Annotated in this window: 17 protein-coding genes; 11 read left to right on the top strand and 6 right to left on the bottom strand. The window is 54.4% G+C overall.

All coding sequences use genetic code 11. From position 1 onward, the window contains the following. The first annotated feature begins 45 nt into the window (after positions 1-45). A complete protein-coding gene (locus tag F7231_RS16810) occupies positions 46-690 on the top strand; it encodes a response regulator (RefSeq protein ID WP_166692788.1) in 645 nt (214 codons plus the stop codon). Here F7231_RS16810 and F7231_RS16805 read toward each other — a convergent pair. Next, positions 656-2,482 (bottom strand): tetratricopeptide repeat-containing sensor histidine kinase, encoded by a 1,827-nt coding sequence (locus F7231_RS16805; RefSeq protein WP_166692787.1) that lies wholly within the window; start codon positions 2,480-2,482, stop codon positions 656-658. The genes F7231_RS16810 and F7231_RS16805 overlap by 35 nt on opposite strands. A 157-nt stretch (positions 2,483-2,639) precedes the next feature. Here F7231_RS16805 and F7231_RS16800 point away from each other — a divergent pair, with 157 nt between their 5' ends. The 5 genes from F7231_RS16800 to F7231_RS16780 all read left to right on the top strand — a co-directional run bounded on the left by F7231_RS16800 (position 2,640) and on the right by F7231_RS16780 (position 8,820). Further along, positions 2,640-2,834 (top strand): response regulator transcription factor, encoded by a 195-nt coding sequence (locus tag F7231_RS16800; protein ID WP_166692786.1) that lies wholly within the window; start codon positions 2,640-2,642, stop codon positions 2,832-2,834. Between the two features lie 103 nt (positions 2,835-2,937). Next, a complete protein-coding gene (locus F7231_RS16795) occupies positions 2,938-3,336 on the top strand; it encodes a hypothetical protein (protein WP_157510567.1) in 399 nt (132 codons plus the stop codon). 53 nt (positions 3,337-3,389) lie between these two features. Continuing rightward, entirely contained in the window at positions 3,390-4,235 is an 846-nt protein-coding gene (locus F7231_RS16790) for a hypothetical protein (protein WP_085411679.1), read from the top strand. 111 nt (positions 4,236-4,346) lie between these two features. Further along, complete coding sequence (locus tag F7231_RS16785; protein WP_166692785.1) at positions 4,347-8,345, top strand: fibronectin type III domain-containing protein; 3,999 nt, start codon at positions 4,347-4,349, stop codon at positions 8,343-8,345. Positions 8,346-8,349: 4 nt separating this feature from the next. Beyond that, the gene (locus tag F7231_RS16780; protein WP_166692784.1) at positions 8,350-8,820 is read left to right on the top strand and encodes a hypothetical protein; all 471 of its coding nucleotides are present in this window, start codon (positions 8,350-8,352) and stop codon (positions 8,818-8,820) included. A 7-nt stretch (positions 8,821-8,827) separates the two neighbouring features. Here the strand turns inward: F7231_RS16780 and F7231_RS16775 are convergent, their stop codons facing one another. From F7231_RS16775 to F7231_RS16755, 5 genes are all read right to left on the bottom strand, one after another. Then, positions 8,828-10,009, bottom strand: a complete 1,182-nt coding sequence (locus tag F7231_RS16775; protein ID WP_166692783.1) for an NRAMP family divalent metal transporter — start codon at positions 10,007-10,009, stop codon at positions 8,828-8,830. 91 nt (positions 10,010-10,100) lie between these two features. Beyond that, on the bottom strand, positions 10,101-10,991 hold the full coding sequence (locus F7231_RS16770; protein WP_166692782.1) for a 3-keto-disaccharide hydrolase: 891 nt from the start codon (positions 10,989-10,991) through the stop codon (positions 10,101-10,103). 138 nt (positions 10,992-11,129) lie between these two features. Continuing rightward, the gene (locus F7231_RS16765; RefSeq protein WP_166692781.1) at positions 11,130-11,819 is read right to left on the bottom strand and encodes a class I SAM-dependent methyltransferase; all 690 of its coding nucleotides are present in this window, start codon (positions 11,817-11,819) and stop codon (positions 11,130-11,132) included. 2 nt (positions 11,820-11,821) lie between these two features. Further along, entirely contained in the window at positions 11,822-15,748 is a 3,927-nt protein-coding gene (locus F7231_RS16760; protein ID WP_166692780.1) for a hydantoinase B/oxoprolinase family protein, read from the bottom strand. Between the two features lie 116 nt (positions 15,749-15,864). After that, positions 15,865-17,529, bottom strand: a complete 1,665-nt coding sequence (locus F7231_RS16755; RefSeq protein WP_166692779.1) for an OmpA family protein — start codon at positions 17,527-17,529, stop codon at positions 15,865-15,867. Positions 17,530-17,607: 78 nt separating this feature from the next. Here F7231_RS16755 and F7231_RS16750 point away from each other — a divergent pair, with 78 nt between their 5' ends. The 5 genes from F7231_RS16750 to vapC all read left to right on the top strand — a co-directional run bounded on the left by F7231_RS16750 (position 17,608) and on the right by vapC (position 20,891). Then, a complete protein-coding gene (locus F7231_RS16750; protein ID WP_166692778.1) occupies positions 17,608-18,984 on the top strand; it encodes a UDP-N-acetylmuramate--L-alanine ligase in 1,377 nt (458 codons plus the stop codon). A 109-nt stretch (positions 18,985-19,093) separates the two neighbouring features. Next, entirely contained in the window at positions 19,094-19,645 is a 552-nt protein-coding gene (locus F7231_RS16745; protein ID WP_085411669.1) for an LOG family protein, read from the top strand. Positions 19,646-19,752: 107 nt separating this feature from the next. Next, the gene (locus F7231_RS16740) at positions 19,753-20,241 is read left to right on the top strand and encodes an NUDIX domain-containing protein (protein ID WP_085411668.1); all 489 of its coding nucleotides are present in this window, start codon (positions 19,753-19,755) and stop codon (positions 20,239-20,241) included. 54 nt (positions 20,242-20,295) lie between these two features. Then, the gene (locus F7231_RS16735; protein WP_085411667.1) at positions 20,296-20,487 is read left to right on the top strand and encodes a type II toxin-antitoxin system VapB family antitoxin; all 192 of its coding nucleotides are present in this window, start codon (positions 20,296-20,298) and stop codon (positions 20,485-20,487) included. Continuing rightward, positions 20,487-20,891 (top strand): type II toxin-antitoxin system VapC family toxin, encoded by a 405-nt coding sequence (vapC, locus tag F7231_RS16730; protein WP_166692777.1) that lies wholly within the window; start codon positions 20,487-20,489, stop codon positions 20,889-20,891. The genes F7231_RS16735 and vapC overlap by 1 nt, the downstream gene beginning before the upstream one ends. Positions 20,892-20,903: the final 12 nt, after the last annotated feature.

Here is a 20,903-nt window from a genome sequence, read left to right as displayed (position 1 = left end):
CTACTAAATAAGCCTTTAGCTTTACTGTTTGTACGTTCTTCAGCCATGAATAGCCCCGCACGTCTATTGCTTGTCGATGATCATCAACTGATTCTAGATAGTCTTCAATTACTGTTTAATTCCATTCCCGACGTTGAGGTAGTCGGCACGTCAAACGACAGTCGACAAGTGTCCGACCTACTCACCAAACTGGCGGTTGACCTTATCGTGTGCGATTTGCATATGCCCCATCTATCGGGTATTGATCTGACATTACAAATCAGGCAACATCATTGTCATGTGCGCGTGCTGTTAGTGACTATGGCCGATGATGCCGCCACCATACGCGAGGCGGTGCGGGTTGGCTGCGCCGGGTACGTTCTGAAACGGGCGGGGCGCAATGAACTCGAAAAAGCCATCACCCTCATCATGCGCGGACAGCGTTATTTCAGCCCCGAAATTATTGATCAGCTAACGCACTTGCAGGCAGATACAGACGTTGTGCATGCCCCACTTTCGATACTGACAGAGCGGGAAATAGATGTTTTGAGGCTAATTGCCAATGAACACCCTACCCATCAGATCGCCGAACGGCTGTTCATCAGCGTACCGACCGTAGAAACGCACCGCCGCCACCTGATGCGGAAACTAGGTGTGAAAAGCGTAGTGGGCATGGTCAAATTTGCGATGAAGCACGGACTGGTAGCCTGACTGGCACCCGAATCTGATGGTGCATACCGCCACCTGGCCCCCGTTCAGAAAACAACGTACCCGTGAGCGATGCCACTCGGTCGGCTATATTTTGTAAACCCCGTCCGCTTGCTGTCTGCGTAGCTCCCCCTTTCCCGTTGTCATGGACTGTCATCAACAACGTACCTGCCGTAAGTCGTAAATCAATTGTGGCTTCCGTGGCCTGCGCGTGTTTAATGACGTTGTTCAGTAATTCCAGACAGATACTATACAACTCGAACTCAGTCTGTTCATCCAAGGAAGAAAGCTGCTCTGCTCCGATAAGGGTGAAGCGAACAGCCGTGTTACGGTTCATCTTGTCTACCAATCGTTGTAGCGCAACCACTAGTCCCTGCTTAGCAAGTTCAGTGGGTAGCAGATTATGCGACAACAGGCGAACATCCCGGTAAGCCAGACTTACCTGCTCACGAATAGTAGCGTACACAGCCCGTTCGGCGGCGGTCATCTTCGATTTATCCGTCGCGTCGAGACTCCATTGCAGCGCAGCGAGGGTCGTACCCAGATTGTCGTGCAGATCGGCGGCCACACGCTGACGCTCAAGTGCTTGCCCCTGCAAATGCGCCACGCTAATGGCTCGGTTTTTCTGACGTAGCTGGCGGTTGTTGTAGGCGATAAGGCCCATCAGGAGGATCAGCATCAGCATACCGCCAACCAGCAACCGGGTCTGGCTTTGCTGGTTATCAATCGTTAGTCGGTCTACTTCGACCTGCTTCTGCTTCACATCGAATTTAAGCTGAAGCTCGGCCAGCTTCACATTCGACCGCTGTTGTAGCGTACTGTCTTCGAGCTGTTTAACAGTTTCAAGTTCGGCCAGCGCCAGGGCGGGCTTGTTCAGCTGCTTGTAGGCATCGAACAAAATACGGTGGGCCTGCAGGCGCTTCGTCGGCGACTGGAGCAGCCGGGCATAGTGCACTAATTGCTGTGCATCGGCTACCATCAGGGCATATTTTTTTTTGTAGCGATGCATATCCGCACTGAACCAATAATAAGCATAGTTTTCCCGCACATTTAGGGTAGGTAAAAATTGCTGACATTGCTCCCAAACAGGTTGGCGGCGGTTTTCGTCGTTGAGGTGGGTGTAGCAAACGGCATAGTGCAAACAGTTAAAAAAGGGCATTTTGACAGGTCCCTTTCGCTGACTTTCGTGCCACGACTCGTTCAGATAATACAAGGCCTCTGTGTAGTTCTGAAGTTGCATATAGGCTCGGCCAAGGCGAAAGGTCAATGCCGAATAAGACTGCCGATTAGGCGTTTTCAATGAGATAGCGACCCCTTCCTGCAAATAACGGATAACGGTACGGATGCCGGTGGTATCTGACCAGTCGCGATCAATGTCACTTGTGCTCATCTGCACGTAGGCCAGTAACATGATATGTACCTGACCTATTCGCTTCAGGCGGGGTATGGCCTCAAGGAAATACGCTTTGGCTTTGGTGCTGTTACCCAGCAATACTTCATAATGCCCTTTCCGATACAATAGCAAAGCCTCACCGTAGGGCCATTCATAGTGTGCGGAAATTGCTTCGTACCGACGCAAGGCCTCCAGCGCTTTTGTCGGTTGGCCACGCCCGATCCAGAATCGGGCGCAGCTATCAAGCAATACGGCTGTTGTGGTATCCCGATTTCGGCTGGCGGGTTGTAGCTCCAGTTTCTGTATGCGCCGGATGGTCGGGTTGATTAGAGAATCTGTTGGATGTGCCCAGCCACTTGTAGCCAGCAACAAGATGAATATCAGCGAAGAAAGCGGTCGCATAAGTTGATTGGTAGGAGGTGCAAGCTATCTGTTTTTGAAAAATCATGGTAAATCATGATGCAATCTCATGGTAAACCATGAGCCCTGAACCAATCGCAAACAGCCACTTTTGATCAGGTATGCGCCGCTGACTTTCCGCGCCTGCTCAACGTCGCTAATGGTTCTCTCCAGTCGCCAACGACAGGTCTTAACGCTGATCGCCACCGAGCTTACCACCGCCCAGATCGCTGATCTTCTTGGGCTGTCTGTACCAACGGTGGAAACACACCGGCGCAACCTCTTCCGGAAAGCGGGGGTACGTTCGGTAGCAGGCCTGGTAAAGGAAGCGATGCGGCAGGGGCTGATCCAATGATGACCACCACATTTGGCGGGTACAGGCCAGCTCGAATACATGGACCTTTGATATAGTCGATTGGCTTACAAAAACACCCTACCCTTTACTAATCATCTGCTACATGAAACGCGCTCACTTTCTCTTATTCGCTGGTATATACGGGGCTCTTCTGGCCATGACCATGCTCTTTCTAACCGAAAGTAGTCTTATGAACTATGGTGTCCCGAAAGTCGACGTTGACCATATCGCCCTCATGCAATTTCTGGGGGCCAACGTTGGTGCGTTGTCGCTGATGTCACTGCTGAACCGCCACCAACCCAACTCGTTTCCACTGCGCACGCTGCTACTGGCACAGGCCTGTGAGGTGCTGGCGGGGGTGGTGCTGGGTATGTATCACGTACTGGTACTGCACGTACCCTTCAGCACATTTTTCGTAGTTGATACTCTGTTTCGCCTGGTGCTGGGGCTTGGCTTTTTGTATTACTATCAGCAGGCCGCGAGGGAGGCCGTCGCCAATTAATGATGCCTAGGTACACATGTGGAGACTCATGTTGGCTTAAAACAACCTAAATCATGGAGCGGAACTACATACCAATCAAACACCTGAAAACCAACAGTTTGATATTCTTTTTTCTGTTCGTATCAGTCACCAGCTTAGCCCAGTCGCTGGGCGGTACGTCGTGGCAGGGAACACTCGCGTCTGCGCAAAATCAGTCCCTGATGTACCCGGCTACGGTCACGTTCAGGGTTGAGGGTACGCAGTTGACAGGTAGCGTCATTATGGAATCGCAAGGTGTGAAGGACTTGTATGTGTTGCAGGGTATGACGCAAGGCGGGCAGGCGGCAGGTACGGCCACGTATCCTAAAGACGGGGCTGTGTTTCAATTCGAGGCGCAGCTCAACGGGGCGCAGTTGGCGTTTGCAGTGGGCCTTAACAACACACCCATCATGACGGGTACGTTGTTTCGCCTCGGCGCAGGTGGCAGAGCCGCCGCACCACAGGCACGCACCAACGTACCCAGTCAGCAGCGAGCAGCCACCGCGCCCTCCGCTAAACGGCTCACGTCGGGTATCGCCGCCCAACTAGATGGTCTGCTACGTGGGCGGCGGTTGCTGTTCATGAAAACGGGGAATGGCTTGGCCCAGAAGTGGTTCTACGACCTGTGTAGCAACGGTACCTACATATATAGCGACGACACTAGCTATAGCAGCTACGGTGGTGGCGGCGACTTTAGTGCTTATACCCGCGATGGTGGAAGCGGAACGTGGCGGGTTGGTCTGGAAGGCAATGTGGTCTATCTGGAATTAAGGCCACATAATGGCCAGCCAAGTGTGTACGGATTGTCGCCCGGTGAACAGGGCGAAATTCACCTACAGGGTCGACGCTACTTTCTAACCACGAATCAAAGCTGTCGATAGAACAGCGCATCAAAACCCATTTATTATTGATTATCAACGGCTTAAATAAGTCTATTAGCCATTACTATGCCTACACTTTACTGCCTACGCTTCTCACAGCGCCGGTTTCTCATGAAATCGCTTAATGTCTTATTCCTGTTGCTGCTGGTTACTACAGCTGCTACCGCACAGATTGCCCCGACTGGCTTTACGCTCGACGCGGTCTCGAACACGGAAATAAAACTCAGCTGGACCCACGATGGAAAAGGCATCGACAAGTTTGTGATCGAGAAATCGACCGATGGCACCGTCTACAAAGTCTTGACCAATCTGGCCATTACCGACCGGTCGTATGCAGACAAAGGACTTACTGCCAACACCGTTTACTATTACCGGATATACTCAGCGCTGGGCACAAGAAACTCCGGCACTGTTTTCAATAAAGCCACAACGCTCTCGAATCCGCCCACGGGATTTGGTACGACCACCATTACGCCCATCAGGATTGATCTGGTCTGGAATAGCGGCGGCACACCGACCCAGCTTGAGTACAGCAAAAACGCCGATTTCAGCGCGGCCACGACCAAAAATTTCACAACTCAGCAAACCGGTTTTGCCGATGGCCTGACCCCCAACACGGGCTATTATTTCCGGCTGAAACGAACAACGTTCAACGGCGCGCAGGAGTCTGACTGGGTGCAGATCAAGGCCACAACCCAGGACCCTAAACCAGCCTCCCCAACGGGCTTTGCTGTTACCGGTAAGAATACAAACAGCATCGGCGTGAAGTGGAACGCCGTCAGTGGGGTTGAGGGTTACCAGGCGCGGCGGGCCGACGTAGCGGACTTCACGAGGGGGGTTGTTACCCAGGATATCAGCTTTCTTCAGACAACCTATACGTATCCGAGCCTGAACGACAACACGACCTACTACCTGCAGGTACGTGCTAAAAACACCATCAGCGGAACCGATTACTGGTCTGACTGGTCGAGTACATTAAAGGATGCAACGGATCTGGGACCTCCATTTGCGCCGACAGGGGTTCAGGCTACGCCAACATCGCCCACGCAGGTCGATGTCACCTGGGCCGACAATTCAGACAACGAGGAAAATTTCATCATTAGCCGCAGTCCGACAAGTTCGGCAGGGCCCTGGACGGAGGCTGGCCGGGTGGGAGCCAACATCAAAACGTTTACAGATAATGGCGTGCAGCCTAATACGACCTATTATTATCAGGTATGTGCTGTCAATAAAGCTTCTCAGACGTGTGCGCTTTCTGCTAAAATCAATACGCCTATTCAGACGCCGACGGCCCCTACCGCCCTGGCCGTATCAATTTCCGGCACAACGGCTACGCTTACCTGGAAAGATAATTCGAGCAACGAAATTGACTACGAGATTCAGCGTAAAGAAGGCAACGGAGCCTTTGCCGATTTTGGCAAAACAGGTTCGTTCAATGGCGCAGGTACGTTCATCGATACGAAACTCTTCGCGGGGCGGACGTATTGCTACCGGGTCAGAGCTACCAGCGCAGGCGGGCCTTCCGACTATTCCAACGAAGCCTGCGCCTCAACGGCCCCGGCGGCGCCCAACGCGCCAAACAACCTGCAACTGACGCTGGTATCGGTGAGTCAGGTTGACCTGTCGTGGACGGATGGCGGTGGGGCCACAGATTTTGAAGTACAACGGGCCGACGGGTTGGGCGGTTATGCGAAAATCAATACGCTAAGCGCGGGCAGAACTACCTATTCCGACAACTCCATTCAGCAAGGTAAGACGTATTCATACCGCATCAACGCAACCAATGTAAGCGGCAATGCACTGTCGGAGGTAAAAACGATTAGCATCCCGACGGTGCCGCCCGCGCCCGAGTATTCGCTGCAGGTACTGTCGAGCACCGACATTAAAGTCGATTACCGGAACACGGCGGGAGCCAACGCTACGGCACTGGAGTTGCAATACGCCCTAAACAACGGCTTTACCATCGGACTGGGTGGTCAGAACGTCCCTATCGCGGGTAGTACCGTCACCATCAGCAGCCTGCAGCCCAGCACGCGCTATTTTTTTCGGTTACGGGCGTCAAATAGTGGCACTGGATTGGCGTCTGACTGGGTGCTGAGAGATGCCCAAACCCAGCCCAACGCACCACAATCACCCGCCGCGCCTACCAACCTGGCCGCCAATCCCGTTTCTGACTCCGAAATCGCGCTGACCTGGACAGATAACAGCGACGAAACCGGCTTCGAGGTAGAACGCTCCCCTGACGGCATAACGGGCTGGATCAACATCGGAACAACCGCTGCCAATGCCACCAGCTTCCGCAATACTGGTCTGTCTGCATCGACACGCTACGGGTATAGGGTACGCGCCGTTCGCGCCAGTCTGTTTTCAGCTTACTCGAATACGGCTACGGCTACCACATTGGCCCCGCCCCTAGTGTCTCCATCGGCTCCGGCCAATTTCAAGGCAACAGTCACCAGTTCGAGCCAGATCGACTTAAGCTGGAATGCCGCCAGCAGCCTGACGGGCTACAAGCTGGAATATGCAGACAATACCGCTTTTACGAATCTGAAAACGGAAACCGGAGTAGCTGCAACAGCGACGTCCTTCTCGGTGCAAAACCTGCTGGCCAGCACCACGTACTATTTCCGCCTTTACGCAATCAACAGTGCAGGTCCGTCTCCCGCCGCAACTGCCGATGCCCGAACCGCTGCGCCCCCCGTTACGAAGCCCAACGACCCCACCAACCTCAACCTGACGGGGTCATCGGACGGGAAACAGATTACTGTTGGTTGGACAGACGCCTCATCTAACGAAGACCGCTTCGCTGTTCAATACGCCGAAACAGCCGACTTTGCCAACCCCACCTCGATCAGTGTCGGCGCGGGTGTAGGTACATTCACGATCACGAATCGGCAACCCTGTGGGACATATTTCGTACGGGTATCGGCCGCCAACAACGCCGGTAGTTCTGGCTGGATCGATGGTAAGATCACGCTCAACCCGACCCTTCCTGTCAAAGCCAGCGGCTTCACCGCTACCGCTGCCAGCCAGATTCAGATTAATCTTGTTCTGACCTATGCGGCCAATACGGAAGACGCCTTCGAGCTGGAATACGCCACTAACAGCAGTTACACGAGCAGTACAAAACGGGACCTTGCCAAAACCAGCCGCGCCGAAACGGTAACGGGCCTGACCGCTTCTACTCAGTACTGGTTCCGGCTACGGGCCAAAAACTGCGCCGGTAACGGTGAGTGGCTTGAAACCACCGCCATCACCCAGGCCAACACGCCCCAACCGCCCGCTTCCCCTACCAATCTGGGGGTAACGGCGTTGTCACCATCCGTGCTCGCACTTGCCTGGACCGATAATGCAACGAATGAAGACGCCTATGAACTGGACTACAGCACCAACGCCAGCTTTACCTCCGGGCTCACCCAGGTACGTCTGAGCGCGGGCGCGAGCAGCACGCAACTAACTGGCTTGTTGGCCAATACCACCTATTATGTGCGCGTTCGAGCCGTAAATAGCGCGGGGTCGTCGGGCTGGTTAACCGGTTCGGGAACGACCCAGGCGGTGGTACCAACTACCGTGGCAACGCCGACCAACCTGCGTTTTGCCACCACAGCACCCGTTTTCACGCAATTGAGTCTGCTCTGGAACGACGTGGCTATTAATGAAACAGGCTATGAAGTATGGCGGGCGGAAAACGATCAGACCAACTGGGTACGTATTGCCGAACTGGCCGTAAACACGGCGGCCTTCACCGACAATGGGCTACGACCCAGCATTCCCTACTTCTACCGGGTCAGGGCCGTGCAGAACGCCGTTTACTCTGACTGGTCGAATGTCATTACCGACCGGGCACCGCTGGTCAGTGCGGTTACTCTGCCCGCCGAAGTACGGGTCTACCCCAACCCCACCAGCGATCTGTTGACCATCGATTGCCCGTCGGGTGGTTCGGGCACTGTGCAGATTCGGTCAGTAGCTGGCTTAACCGTGCTGGAACAGCCGTTCACCAGCGTGGCCGGCCGCCTATTGCTCGGCCTTCGGGCGTTGCCTACGGGCTTGTATGTCGTGGTGGTGTCTACCGCAACAACTTGTTTTTCTACCCGCCTGTTAAAACGCTAACACCATGCGCCAATTCATCACTTGCCTAACCGTGCTTTTGGGTTTGGTCGGCTCCGCTTGCAAACCCGTCAACGATCCGACTACTGTTAGCCCTACGAAGGGCGTTTCAGATATCGTTATCAATAAATCCTGGAAAGCCCTGCGCGTGCAGGAGGGGTCTGTAACGGTCTATCAGGATGGCCGATCCGATAACCTCTACCCCGGCTACCGAAATTACCAGTTGGTATTTACAGGTCAGAAAGTCAAATTCACGGAATACACCGGCGAAGTATTCGACGGCGACTGGACTGTGCTCGACAACAGTTCACGAGCGTACCTGTCGCTGCGCAATCTGACCCCGTCCCCCTCCAACTCTGGCGGCATCGTCGAATTTGAGGTTAACTCATTTTCGGATACGCAACTCGTCATTACGGCCAGCAAACCGAACCTGAAAACGGGCAATACCGTCAATGTGTACACGCTAATTCCGAAGTAGGTTAACCTTAACCTATCGCCAACCAGACGTTCCAGCCGCCCAATATAGCAGTGACCAGCACCACCGACGCCATAGCGATGTTCTGCGATAGGGAGTTGACATGTTGCCCCAACAGTTGGCGGTTATTCACGGCGACGAACAGAAACACCGTGACGAAGGGAAGCAGAATACCGTTGATGGCTTGAACCGCTACGATGACGGGAATAGGCGTAGCATTGGCCAATCCAAAACCGACGCCCGTTGCCAGCACCGCCAGCCAGATCAGCCGGAATTGGGGTGAATTTTTCGAAATGCCCAGCAGGCTTTGCGCCGTAATAGCCGCTGCCAGCGGAGCTGTAAGCGATGAGGCGAATCCTGCGGCAAATAAGCCGAAAGCGAACAGCGAGCCAGCCCACGGACCCAGACTTTCGGCCAAGACAGCGGCCATGTGCGGGTACGAGAAATCACCGGGAATGAGCAGGCCCGCCAGCAGCAACACCACCGAAATGATACCACCCAGGATCACCGCCACCCAGATGCCCAGCCGCATATCGCTCAACGACTGATTGGGCGAGATACTGGACCCGAAAAACAGGTTGTACGGCACAATGGTTGTGCCGATCAGCCCATTGACGAGCAACAGCGAACCACTCGGCAAGGCTGGCATTACGAGTGCTTTTGCCAGCGCCACGGGGGTAACGGGCGTACCAAAAGCAACATAAACAAACGCACCGCCCATGGCAAAGACAATCAGCCCCAGAAAGTTGGCCAGGTGCTGCGTTGATCCCACCCAGAGAAGGGCCACGCATACGGTTCCAACAATCACCGTCAGGTACGTTCCCGGTACACCCGTAAGCAACGATAGCCCCGCAACAGCCCCGAGAATATTCCCGGCCTGATAGGCGGCGCAGCCAATAAAAATGGCCAGGAACAGAGTCCATGCTACCCAAACGCCGGTTTTTCCCGAATAACTCTGCCGGATAACCTGCCCCAGATCACGCCCGGTAGTGATGGTGATACGCGAGGCGGCTTCCTGTAACCAAACGGTTCCAAATGTGGCAAAGGTTAGTACCCAGAGTAATTCCAGTCCGTAGCGCGAACCAGCCATGGCGCAGGCCGTCACCGAACCCGGCCCAATAAAAGCGGCCGAAATGACCGACCAAAACAAAATACTGCCGAGACCGGCACGGATAGATAACGATTTGGGCATAGGTTGGGAAGAAAGGGGAAAAGGAGGAAGGAAGGAAGAAAGGGAGCTTCGCGTAAGCAATACCCCTTGCCCCAAGCCCCCGGCCCCAAGCTCATTTAAATACGCACGCCGCCTCGTCAGACTCAACGTAGTATGACTTGTAGTTTTTGGCTTTCTTATTCATGCAGCCTTTCAGGTTCAGCACCTTCAGGTTGCGGAAGTCGATGGGGTGACTTTCGGCTTGCAGGGCAATATAGCCTTCTTTTAGGGGCTTGCCGGCTCTGGCGCGCCAATACGCCGCGTCGGCTACGCCAGCCTGTTCGAAATCGTTGTCTTTACTGATGAACACGGCGTCGGTAACGGGTTTTTCATAGGCCAGCACTGTCTTGCCCTCCATGCGGTGTTCAATCAGCGAATCGCCCAGTACCAGCACCTCTACGGCTACCCACTGGTCGCCGTCATAGGTTTTTGAGGTCGACTCAATGCAGTGGAGCGGATTGATCTGCCCTTTTTGCTTCACCAACGTACCCGGCGAACACAAGTTGGCCGTTGGGCGGGGTTTCCCGTTGCTCAGCCCACCCAGCGTCTGCACTTCCAGCGATACAGGAAAATCCTGTTTCAAGCTTACGCTCGCCGCCGACTGTGAATGAAACATGATGCCGCTATTCCGAACGTTCCAGCTGGCGCCGCCGGGCGTTTGGTTGCCTGTAAACCGGTACTCGAACCGCAGGATGTAGTGCGAAAACGGCTGCTTGTAGTACATATGACCGAACTTACCATCGAACTTGTCGTACTGGTCATACGCAATCCGGATCATGTCTTTCTCGACCCGGAACGTGTTGCCGTAGTTTTCGCCCAGTGGGTAACCGGTAATTTTTATATCCCAGTTACTAAGGTCTTTGCCGTTGAACAGCGACAGCCATTCTTCTTTGTCGGCCTGCTTTTTTTGCGCAAACGCAGGGAGGGTAAATAAGAAAAAGAGGAGGTAGAGAAGAGGTTTCATATCAGGTAGTACCGAAGCTCCAGTTTCGGTAGTCAGGGCTGGTTTATGTCTACCGAAGCTGGAGCTTCGGTACTACTCAAGAGGCAAGCGGTGGATTAAATCCGGCAATTCCAGAAGCACAGCCCCAAAGATGGCTCGTCAGCCGGCATTGTAGTCCTTCGTCAGCGAACAGTTTCTCTGTCCGTTGGCAATTTTTAAATTGAACCGTATACGTACCGAGCACGCGGTATGTTTCTGGATTGCCCAAAAACAAAGCACCAAGCACAGGGATAGCGTATTGAAGGTAGAAAAGTACAAAGTGCGTGGTACTACCGGCTCCGGAACCGACACCTCAATGCAAGAGAACTGCCCTCCTGGCTTTAACACGCGCCGTACCTCCCTGGCCAACAGGCTGATTTGGTCTTCGTTTAACGTTTTCAACCCAACCGCAATAACGATATGATCAGCCGATTGAACAGGTAACGTACCCGCCAGCACATCCTGCTGAATCAGCTTAGTATTATAAAGAGCAAATGAGGTGCGTTTCCGCTTACGGTCGGCATATTGGAGCATTTGCTCACAAAAATCGACGCTCACAATCGTCCCTTCAGTGCCGATCCGTTCGCAGATGTAGTCCCATGTTTCACCCATGCCAGCCATCAGATCAACGACAACCTGCCCCGGTTTTAGACCCAATTCCCGTACGCATTGACGACGCCAGCGGTTAGAAAAGCCGAAAGACGTGATTGTATTCATCCGTTCATAACTCGCGCTCATACTGGCAAACAGCTTTTGAACAAAAGCGGCCTCATAAATAGCAGACGGTGATTTTTGGTGTAGAAAAGGCATAGCTAGCTTACTGGTACCGTTCCTACGCCACCACCGCCGGGAGTTTCCAGGCGGATACGTTCGCCGGAGAGCATCTGCCGGGTAAAGAGGCCGGGTAAGGTTTCCTCCTTTCCATCAGGGAAAATCAGTACTTGCTGGCCCACTGAGCCGGGCTGTCCACCGTCAAGGCCGTAGGGCGCTACCACCCGGTGCTGACTGACCAGCGTGGCTTGCAACGGGGCCAGAAACTCCAGCTCGCGCAATAGCCCATCACCGCCACGCCATTGGCCAGCCCCACCCGAATTGGGGCGAAGGCTGAATCGCCAGAGCCGCACGGGGTAGCGCCGTTCCAGCGTTTCGGGGTCGGTGAGTTTGGTATTGGTCATGTGCTGATGTACACCCGAACGCCCAGCTTGTCCCCGAGTAGCACCCGCGCCGCCGCCTATGGTTTCGTAATAGCCCACCGATTCGTTACCGAAGAGGAAATTGTTCATCGTGCCTTGGCTACACGCCGCTAATCCCAACGCCTTCAGCAACGTGTCGACCAGGCGCTGACTAACTTCGGTATTGCCCCCCACTACGGCCGGGCAATCGACTGAATTCTCCGGAAAAACCGGATTCAGGAACGACGATTCAGGTAAAATAAAGCGCACTGGAGCCATCAGGCCTTCGTTGAGCGGAATGTTCGTCGCGTCGATTTGCTCGCCTACCCACAGGCGCAGCACATACAGCACCGCCGAATGCAGAATCGACACGTTAGCGTTGAGGTTATTGGGATGCACTGCCCCCGTTCCACGCAGGTCAATAGTCAGCGCCTGACTGCCTGAACCACCAGACTCAACCGACATACGTACCTGAATTGGGTGCCCGTCGTCGAGGGTTTCGGTAGCGGTGAATACCTGACCGTCAAATTGTGCCAATACATTGCGGATGGCGTCGGTAGCTGATTGTTGAAGCCGCTCCATGTAATGATGCACCGAATCAAGACCATGCGCCCGCACCAACTGCTGCAACACCGATTCGCCCGCCCGTAACGACGCGATGGCCGCCTCCAGGTCGGCCCGGTTTTCGGCGAGGGCCCGCGTTGGGTACGTTGCCTGCGAAAACGTACGATTCAGACCACTTCCCCCGTGTCCATCAGCACCAGCTTCCCAGAGAAACTGGCCATTTCGCACCAGAAACTGCGGCTCCAGCACCACGCCTTCTTCAATAAGCGAGGTGGCGTCGGGCGGCATGGAACCCGGCGTTTTACCGCCAATCTCGGCATGGTGCGCCCGGTTAATCACGTAGCCGATCAACGTTTGATCGTCCGTAAACACGCCTTGTAACAACGTCACGTCGGGCAGGTGCGAGCCACCGTATTTCGGGTGGTTCGTCACCGCCACATCGCCCGGAGCGAGTGGCGTACCATTTTGTTCCAGCTTCGCCAGCGTGAGCCGGGCGCAAACGCCGAGACTACCCAGATGTACCGGAATATGTGGCGCATTCACGACCAACCGGGCGTTTGCGTCCAGTAATGCGCAGGAAAAGTCGAGCCTCTCTTTCACGTTCACCGAAAACGCCGTTCGCTGCAACTGCGCCCCCATTTCCTCAGCGATAGCTCGGAATCGCTGGGTGAAGAGTTCGAGCTGGATGACGTCTTTTACCTCACCCTCCGGCCCCCTCTCCTGAAAACCAGGAGAGGGGGAGGTGTCCTCTACAGTAGCTTCGCTATTGAGCGTAGCAATACTCCCCTCCCCCGTTTTCAGGTGGTCCGGCATCCCGGGAGGGGCTGGGGCGGTCCGACGTATCGGTGGGGCAGTAACAACCACCGTCATATCTCCCTGCACCGTCACCTGCCAAGCTGCTTCGATAAAGGCCGATGAGGTGGTATTGAGCAGCAGCGCCGGGCCGACGAAGGTATCGCCGGGCTGTAGGGCTGTCCAGTCATAGACGGGGTATGTACCGGTATGGGAGGCGGGCTTGGCCTCCGTTTTTTCGGCGGTAATGGCTGCTTCTGGGTCGGGATCAGGGCTGGCTGTCCCTACGGTTACCCGCAGGCTTTCGACCTCGATGGGCCGTCCGGCGGGTAAGTGGCCGTACAGTTGTTGGTAATCGTGCCGGAACAGGGTTTCCAGCGCGTCTGGCGCGTTGTTCGTAACCGGAACGGGAATGGTAGTTTCCTGCCCCTGCAACCGCAAAAACAGCGTGGTTAGGGTTGTCAGCGTGGTATCGTGCGTCGGCACATCCTGACGGAGGGCCACCATAGCCTGTTCGGCCAGTTCATTAGTCCAGGATGGAAGCTGGTCTGCAACTGCCAAAAATGGTTGCAGGATTGACCGACTGGCGCGCCGTTCGATCTGCGCCTGTCCGATACCGTAAGCGCTCAACAGACCGCCGTCGAAGGGAAGAATGATGCGGCTCATACCCAGCAGGCGGGCAACGGAGCAACCATGCAGGCCACCCGCCCCACCAAAAACCAGCAGGCTGTAATCGACGGGATTGAAACCGCGCGAAACAGATATTTTGCGGATTGCACCGGCCATGGTTTCGTCGGCAATGCGCTCGAAACCCTGCAATAGATCAAGCGCATCGGCAGGTACGTTCGTGGCCTGACTTACCTGCTCAACAATTCTGTCGAGCGCCGCCTGAGCTTTTTCGGGGAAAACCGGAATGCCGAACTGCTGCGGGTTCAATTTACCCAGAAGCAGGTTCACGTCTGTGATCGTCAATGGCCCACCCACGCCGTAACACGCGGGACCGGGGTTAGCCCCTGCGCTTTTTGGCCCCACCCGTAACTGCCCGGTCAGGGAATCGAACCAGCAGATAGAGCCACCGCCCGCCGCTACGGTTTCAATGGCCAGCGAAGGCAACTGCAGATCGAATGGGCCAATGGGTGTTGAGAACCGGTAATCGGGCTGCCCCTTTTCGAGCCGGGCCACATCGGTGCTCGTTCCGCCCATATCGAGCGTGAGAAGGGCGTCATTACTGGCTATGGCCGCCGCTCCGATTACGCCCCCCGCCGGGCCACTGAGCAGGCTATCTTTCGGCTGAAACAGATCAGCCCGAACGAGGCCACCCGCGCTGGTCATAACCCGTACGGCACGGCCACCTAATTGCGACTGCACATTATCCAGATATTGGGCCAGTACCGGCGTCAAGTACGCGTTGATCACGGCCGTTTGCGTACGCGACACGTAGCCCGGCGCGGTCGACAGGCTGGTCGACGTACAGACTACGGTGAAACCCGCGTCGGTTAAGGCCGTAGCCAGTTGCTGCTCGTGATCCGGATTTTGGTAAGCATTCAGCAGCGAAATGGCCACCGCTTCGGGCTGGGCAAGCTGTAGCTGCGCGATCAGTGCCTGTATGGTTTCGGCGGAAAGCGCCTGTAAAACCGATCCATCAGCGGCAATACGTTCGGGCACTTCCAGCACAGTCTCGTAAAGAACTTCGGCGGGTGGAATAGCCAGTTGAAATAGGTCGGGCCGTTGCTGCGTGCCGATCACCAGCAGATCGCGAAAGCCTTTAGTTACCAGCAACGCCACCCGCGCGCCCTTCCGCTCGAGCAGGGCGTTGGTGCCGCGTGTAGTGCCCAGCCGCATTTCCAGCGTAGGAAATGGCTGGTTCAGGGGCGTTCGCGTCAGTAGTCGCGCCGCCAGCACCGGTGCCTCTTCACCGGCCAGTAATTCGATAGTGACGAGTTGGCCGGGTACGTTATTGTTATCGGTTAAAGTCAGTTGCCCATCAATGGTCAGCGACTGAATCTGGTACGTTTCTGCTGTGTCGACAAGGCGCAGGGTATAGCCGTCGAAAATGGGGGCGGTCAGCCAGGGAGCTACCACGCGCCCGTCGACGAGTTGCCCACGCAGGCGCGCACTGCTCAATACTTTTGTCCGATGAATAGTACCGGCTGGGTCACGGGCAAGTCCATCCGTAAAGGTGCCGCCCGTATCAATCCATATGTCCCACATAGCCGCAAAGTAGGCGAATGGAACGCGGATTTGACAGATTCGATCCGATTTGCGCCGATTTTTAAATGATTCGGCGACTAGCAAATAGGCGAATTTCGTCGGTACGTGTCAACTTCCTACTTCTTCGTGATCACAAACTCTACGCGGCGGTTTTGCTGGCGGCCGGTGTCGGTATCGTTTGTGGCAACGGGCTTGCTTTCGCCATAGCCTTTGCTGGCAACACGATCAGGCTCGATGCCTTTGCTGATGAGGTACTCGCGCACGGCGTCGGCACGGTCCTGCGAGAGTTTGGCATTAATCTCGTTGGAGCCCGTGTTATCGGTATGCCCACCCAGTTCGACGGTCAGTTTGGGGTTCTCGTTCATTACCACCACCATCCGGTCAAGCTCCGGGGCCGACTCATCGCGCAGGATGGCTTTGCCAGTGTCGAAAAACACATTGTTCAGCCGAACTACGCCACCAGCTTCAATAGCTACCAGCTTCAGTTCCTTTCCTTTAATCTCCTGAAACGCCTTTCGTTTGTCGGCTGGGCCAGCGGTTAAATCCACGTTTTCGCCTTCGGCAATAAAGTCAGGCGCAATGGCACGCATGGTGTATTTCTGACCATAGGGCAGGATGATCTTGTATTCACCCGTGTTTGGATCGGAGGTCGTTTCACCCGCCTCTGCTCCATCGGGCAGGGTTTGGTACACGATACGGGCCGCAATAGGCCGACCTGTTTTCTGATCAATCACCTTTCCCGATAGCATAGCCACAGCGCCGGGGCGCGACAGATCGCTGGCCGGGTCGTTGCCCCCCGCCTTATTTGGATTTTGCGCCAGCGTCGTCGAATCGGCGCCGGGGCCAGCCGGGGTATCGTCGATGAGTTTAATCCGGACGATATCACCCCCTTTGCCGCCCTGGGTGTTCTTAAACGTGGTCAGGTACGCCATGTCGCCAAGAGCCGAGATAGAGTAATAGGCGTCGTAACCGTCGGTATTGACCGTAGGGCCAAGGTTTTGCGGTTTCGACCAGCGTTTCCAGGTTTTATCGACCCGCCGTGTTACCCAGATATCGTTATCGCCCTGTCCGCCGGGGCGGTTAGTCGAGAAATAAAGTGTATTGCCATCCGGGGCCAGAAAGGGCGTCGTTTCCGTGAAATCGTCGGTATTGACGTCGGGACCGAGGTTCATGGGCTGGCTCCAGTTGCCGTTTTTCTGCCTGAACGACACGTAGAGGTCATCTTTGAGGCCGTTCTTTTTTTCGCTGAACGACAACAGGAGCGTCTTTCCGTCGACGGTCAGGTACGCAAAATCGAAAGCGCCCTTGCTCATCCGTTCGTAATTGGCAATGACCAGTTGCTCGGGCGTGCTCCAGTTGCCGTTCACACGCTTACTGATTGAAAAACCGCGCGTTTCGTAGCGGCCGTTCACGTAGGCTCCGCGTAACAGCAATGAATTACCGTCGGGCGTGATACTAAAAACGGCGTTGTGGTTAAACTGGTTGAGCGGCGAACCCAGGCGGCGGGCAGGGCCCCACTGGTTGCTGGGCTGCCATTCCGAATACCAGATGTCGGTGCTGCCGTTGTCTTTATCGGCAAACATCGTATTGTTAGGGTGGTCTTCCCGGGTATAATACAGCATTCGTCCGTCAGGGCTAATGAGCGGCGTGCCTTCGTTATAGGTCGAGTTGACCTGTGGCCCGAGGTTTTCGCCTTTGTAGGGCGACGGAACTACCTGCGCCCGAGTAAGGCTTATGCTACAAACCAACAGTCCGGCACCAAGCCAGTAAGTACGTTTCATGAATGCGGAGAGAGTACGCTTATTTATCAAACGAAGATAGCCCTTACCTTCGTCTACCATTTCAACACCTCATAATTCATGCCGCAGGCCTACCATTTTATCGCCATCGGCGGGAGTGCTATGCACAACCTCGCTCTGGCCCTTCATCAGCAAGGCCATACCATAACGGGTTCCGACGATGAAATTTACGATCCAGCCCGCACCCGTCTTCAACATAAGGGATTACTACCAGCCGACATGGGTTGGTTTCCCGACCGCGTTCATATGGGCCTCGATGCCGTTATTCTGGGTATGCACGCCCGCGTTGATAATCCAGAACTGGAACGCGCACGTGCCCTGGGACTAACGGTACTCTCTTACCCCGAATTTATTTTTGAACAGAGCAAGCAGAAACAGCGCGTGGTGATTGCTGGCAGTCATGGCAAAACGACTATCACCTCAATGATCCTGCACGTGTTGAAACACCACAACCGGAAGTTCGATTATCTGGTTGGCGCTCAGCTGGATGGATTCGAGACGATGGTTAGCCTGACCGACGATACCTCGGCCGATGCCGCTCCGATTATTATCATCGAAGGGGATGAGTACGCCTCCTCTCCGATTGATCGTCGGCCAAAGTTTTTGCATTACCAGCCGCACATGGCCCTGATCAGCGGGCTTGCCTGGGACCACGTCAATATTTACCCGACCTACGAACAGTACGTACATCAGTTTGAACTGCTCGCCGATCAGATGCCTAAATCGGGCGTCTTAATTTTCGACGAAACAGACAACATGCTGGATGTAATTGTGGCCAAAGAGCGACACGATGTGCAGAAAGTAGCTTATGAGGCGCATCCGCACGTAATTCGGGATGGACAAACGTACCTAACCACAGCCACGAATGGCGAGGTTCTTTTGCAGGTGTTTGGCCTGCACAACATGAAAAACATTGCCGGTGCCATGGCCGTTTGCGACCGGTTGGGGGTAACTGAAGAACAGTTCTACGAAGCGATTCAATCATTCAAAGGGGCGGCGCGACGGCTCGAAACGGTGGTACGTTCAGGTAACAAGATCGTGTATCGCGACTTTGCGCATGCTCCGTCGAAAGTAGAGGCTACCACTGAGGCCGTGAAGGCGCAGTACCCCGGCCAAACCCTGCTGGCCTGCGTAGAATTGCATACGTTCAGCAGCCTTAATAAGGCGTTTCTGGCCGAATACCGGCACACCCTCGATGCCGCCGACGTGGCGGCCGTTTATTTCAACGAGCATACGCTGACCATCAAACGTCTGGAGCCGATTTCGCCCGCCGATATCCTGACAGCCTTTGACAAGCCGGGCTTACAGGTGTTCACTGATACGGCTGTCCTGACAGCTTTTATTGAACAAAATCGCGCCACCACCGATATATTCCTGATGATGAGTTCAGGTACGTTCGGCGGGATGGACTTGAAGTCGATAGTCGACAGTCAATAGCCTAGACAGGTAGTTTAGTGTTGCTGACGCATGAAATTGCCTTCGCATCAGCAACACTAAACTACCTGTCCAAACTATCGACTTACACACACTTTTCAGACTAAAAACTATGCAAAGTATTGTCGTTTACTGCGGTTCCTCACCCGGAACCAAGGCTATTTATAAGGAAGTAGCCGTTGAACTGGGCCAAAAAATGGCCGAGCGCAACATCCGCCTGATTTACGGCGGGGGCGGATTTGGCCTGATGGGCAATGTAGCCGATACGGTTATCAGCGCGGGCGGCGAGGTGACGGGCGTCATTCCGAACTTCCTGGCGAAACTGGAAGTAGCGCACCAAACCCTGACAGAACTGCACTTCGTGGAAACGATGCACGAACGTAAGTACAAGATGGTGACGCTGGCGAAAGGCGTGATTACGCTACCTGGTGGCTACGGCACCTTTGATGAGCTGTTCGAAATTCTGGCCTGGCGTCAGCTAAAACTTTATGACGGTCCCATTGCCGTCATCAATGTAAATGGGTACTACGACCTGATGCTTCAGCAACTCGACCGCTGTGTAGAAGAGGGTTTCCTAAAGCCCGAAAACCGCGCCCTCCTGATCGTTGTTGAAACAGTCGACGAAGCCCTAGGTGCAATCGAGGCATTTTGGAATGAGATTTAAATTAGTTTGATGGTTGACGTTTGTGGTTCGATGTTGCGCTGCACACCAACCACATGACAGAGTAGCAGCGCCACATCAAACCACAAACGTCAACCATCAAACCGTTTATGATAAAATTTTGCCCTGTTTGCGCTTCGCCGCTGGAAGTGAAAGAGGCTAGCGGGCGCGACCGGCTGGTTTGCTCGAAGCCCTGTGGGTACGTGTTCTACGACAATCCGTTGCCGGTGGTAGGCGCTATTGTGGAGTATGACAACGACACGGTGGTGCTCACGCAAAACATCGGCTGGCCCGCCGATTGGTTTGGGCTGGTGACGGGCTTTCTGGAACGGGGCGAGGAACCCGCCGACGCTATTCTCCGCGAAATCCGGGAAGAAATTGGCCTCACGCAGGTCGAGATCGTCGAGTTTCTTGGCATTTACACCTTTTACCAGCGCAACGAGATCATTTTCACCTACCACGTTCGCGCCACCGGCGACATCGTGATGGATACCACCGAATTGCAGGCGTATAAGCTAACACCCATCAGCGAGCTACGTCCCTGGCCTTTCGGCACCGGCCCGGCCGTGAAAGATTGGCTGGCAAAGCGGAGGGGATAATCATTCTTTTATACACCAAATTTCCGTTATTTTTGTGTACAAACAAACAAGATCATGAGGACGAATATTGACCTGGACGCTACGCTTGTTGAACAAGCATTAAAGCTAAGCAATGCTAAAACGAAGAAAGAAGTAGTGACCTTAGCTTTAGACAACTTCGTTAAGCAACTACAACGCCAACAACTGCTTGCAATGCGTGGCAAAGTGGCTTGGGAAGGTGATCTTGATGCTATGCGTCGTCATTGATGGAGCCAATTCTCGTTGACACAACAGTTTGGATTGACTGGTTTAAGGGCATCGACTGCCCTCAAACAAATCGTGTAGCTGTTTATTTAAGGGCTAATCACCCAATTTGGGTCGCACCCGTCATTGTTCAGGAAACCTTACAGGGCATTCGCGATGAAAAGGAATATGAGCTGATTAAGACCAGCTTATTGGCGCTCAACCGTTTTCAGGCAGATGCTTTTCTGAATGCCATCGGGGCCGCTGACCTGTACCGGGCGCTCCGCAAGAAAGGCGTAACCATCCGTAAAGCAAATGACTGCCTGATTGCCTATTATGCCATTCAAGCTGATATAACCCTCCTACACAACGATTCAGATTTTGATCTGATAGCTAGTCAGTCTTCGCTAAAAGCAAGTCGTATTTAAGACCCAAAAGTG

Origin of the sequence: Fibrivirga algicola, from assembly GCF_011742925.1 — a bacterium.
Taxonomy (GTDB): Bacteria; Bacteroidota; Bacteroidia; order Cytophagales; family Spirosomataceae; genus Fibrella; species Fibrella algicola.
This window is presented reverse-complemented; position numbering and strand designations above follow the sequence as displayed.

Excerpts from the sequence above, each read along its gene's own strand:
- F7231_RS16745 (WP_085411669.1), top strand. The coding sequence starts at position 19,094 with ATGCAAAGTATTGTCGTTTACTGCGGTTCCTCACCCGGAACCAAGGCT.
- F7231_RS16805 (WP_166692787.1), bottom strand. The coding sequence starts at position 2,482 with ATGCGACCGCTTTCTTCGCTGATATTCATCTTGTTGCTGGCTACAAGT.
- vapC (WP_166692777.1), top strand. The coding sequence starts at position 20,487 with ATGGAGCCAATTCTCGTTGACACAACAGTTTGGATTGACTGGTTTAAG.
- F7231_RS16800 (WP_166692786.1), top strand. The coding sequence starts at position 2,640 with ATGGTTCTCTCCAGTCGCCAACGACAGGTCTTAACGCTGATCGCCACC.
- F7231_RS16765 (WP_166692781.1), bottom strand. The coding sequence starts at position 11,819 with ATGCCTTTTCTACACCAAAAATCACCGTCTGCTATTTATGAGGCCGCT.
- F7231_RS16740 (WP_085411668.1), top strand. The coding sequence starts at position 19,753 with ATGATAAAATTTTGCCCTGTTTGCGCTTCGCCGCTGGAAGTGAAAGAG.
- F7231_RS16760 (WP_166692780.1), bottom strand. The coding sequence starts at position 15,748 with ATGTGGGACATATGGATTGATACGGGCGGCACCTTTACGGATGGACTT.
- F7231_RS16790 (WP_085411679.1), top strand. The coding sequence starts at position 3,390 with ATGGAGCGGAACTACATACCAATCAAACACCTGAAAACCAACAGTTTG.
- F7231_RS16735 (WP_085411667.1), top strand. The coding sequence starts at position 20,296 with ATGAGGACGAATATTGACCTGGACGCTACGCTTGTTGAACAAGCATTA.
- F7231_RS16810 (WP_166692788.1), top strand. The coding sequence starts at position 46 with ATGAATAGCCCCGCACGTCTATTGCTTGTCGATGATCATCAACTGATT.
- F7231_RS16795 (WP_157510567.1), top strand. The coding sequence starts at position 2,938 with ATGAAACGCGCTCACTTTCTCTTATTCGCTGGTATATACGGGGCTCTT.
- F7231_RS16750 (WP_166692778.1), top strand. The coding sequence starts at position 17,608 with ATGCCGCAGGCCTACCATTTTATCGCCATCGGCGGGAGTGCTATGCAC.
- F7231_RS16785 (WP_166692785.1), top strand. The coding sequence starts at position 4,347 with ATGAAATCGCTTAATGTCTTATTCCTGTTGCTGCTGGTTACTACAGCT.
- F7231_RS16780 (WP_166692784.1), top strand. The coding sequence starts at position 8,350 with ATGCGCCAATTCATCACTTGCCTAACCGTGCTTTTGGGTTTGGTCGGC.
- F7231_RS16755 (WP_166692779.1), bottom strand. The coding sequence starts at position 17,529 with ATGAAACGTACTTACTGGCTTGGTGCCGGACTGTTGGTTTGTAGCATA.
- F7231_RS16770 (WP_166692782.1), bottom strand. The coding sequence starts at position 10,991 with ATGAAACCTCTTCTCTACCTCCTCTTTTTCTTATTTACCCTCCCTGCG.
- F7231_RS16775 (WP_166692783.1), bottom strand. The coding sequence starts at position 10,009 with ATGCCCAAATCGTTATCTATCCGTGCCGGTCTCGGCAGTATTTTGTTT.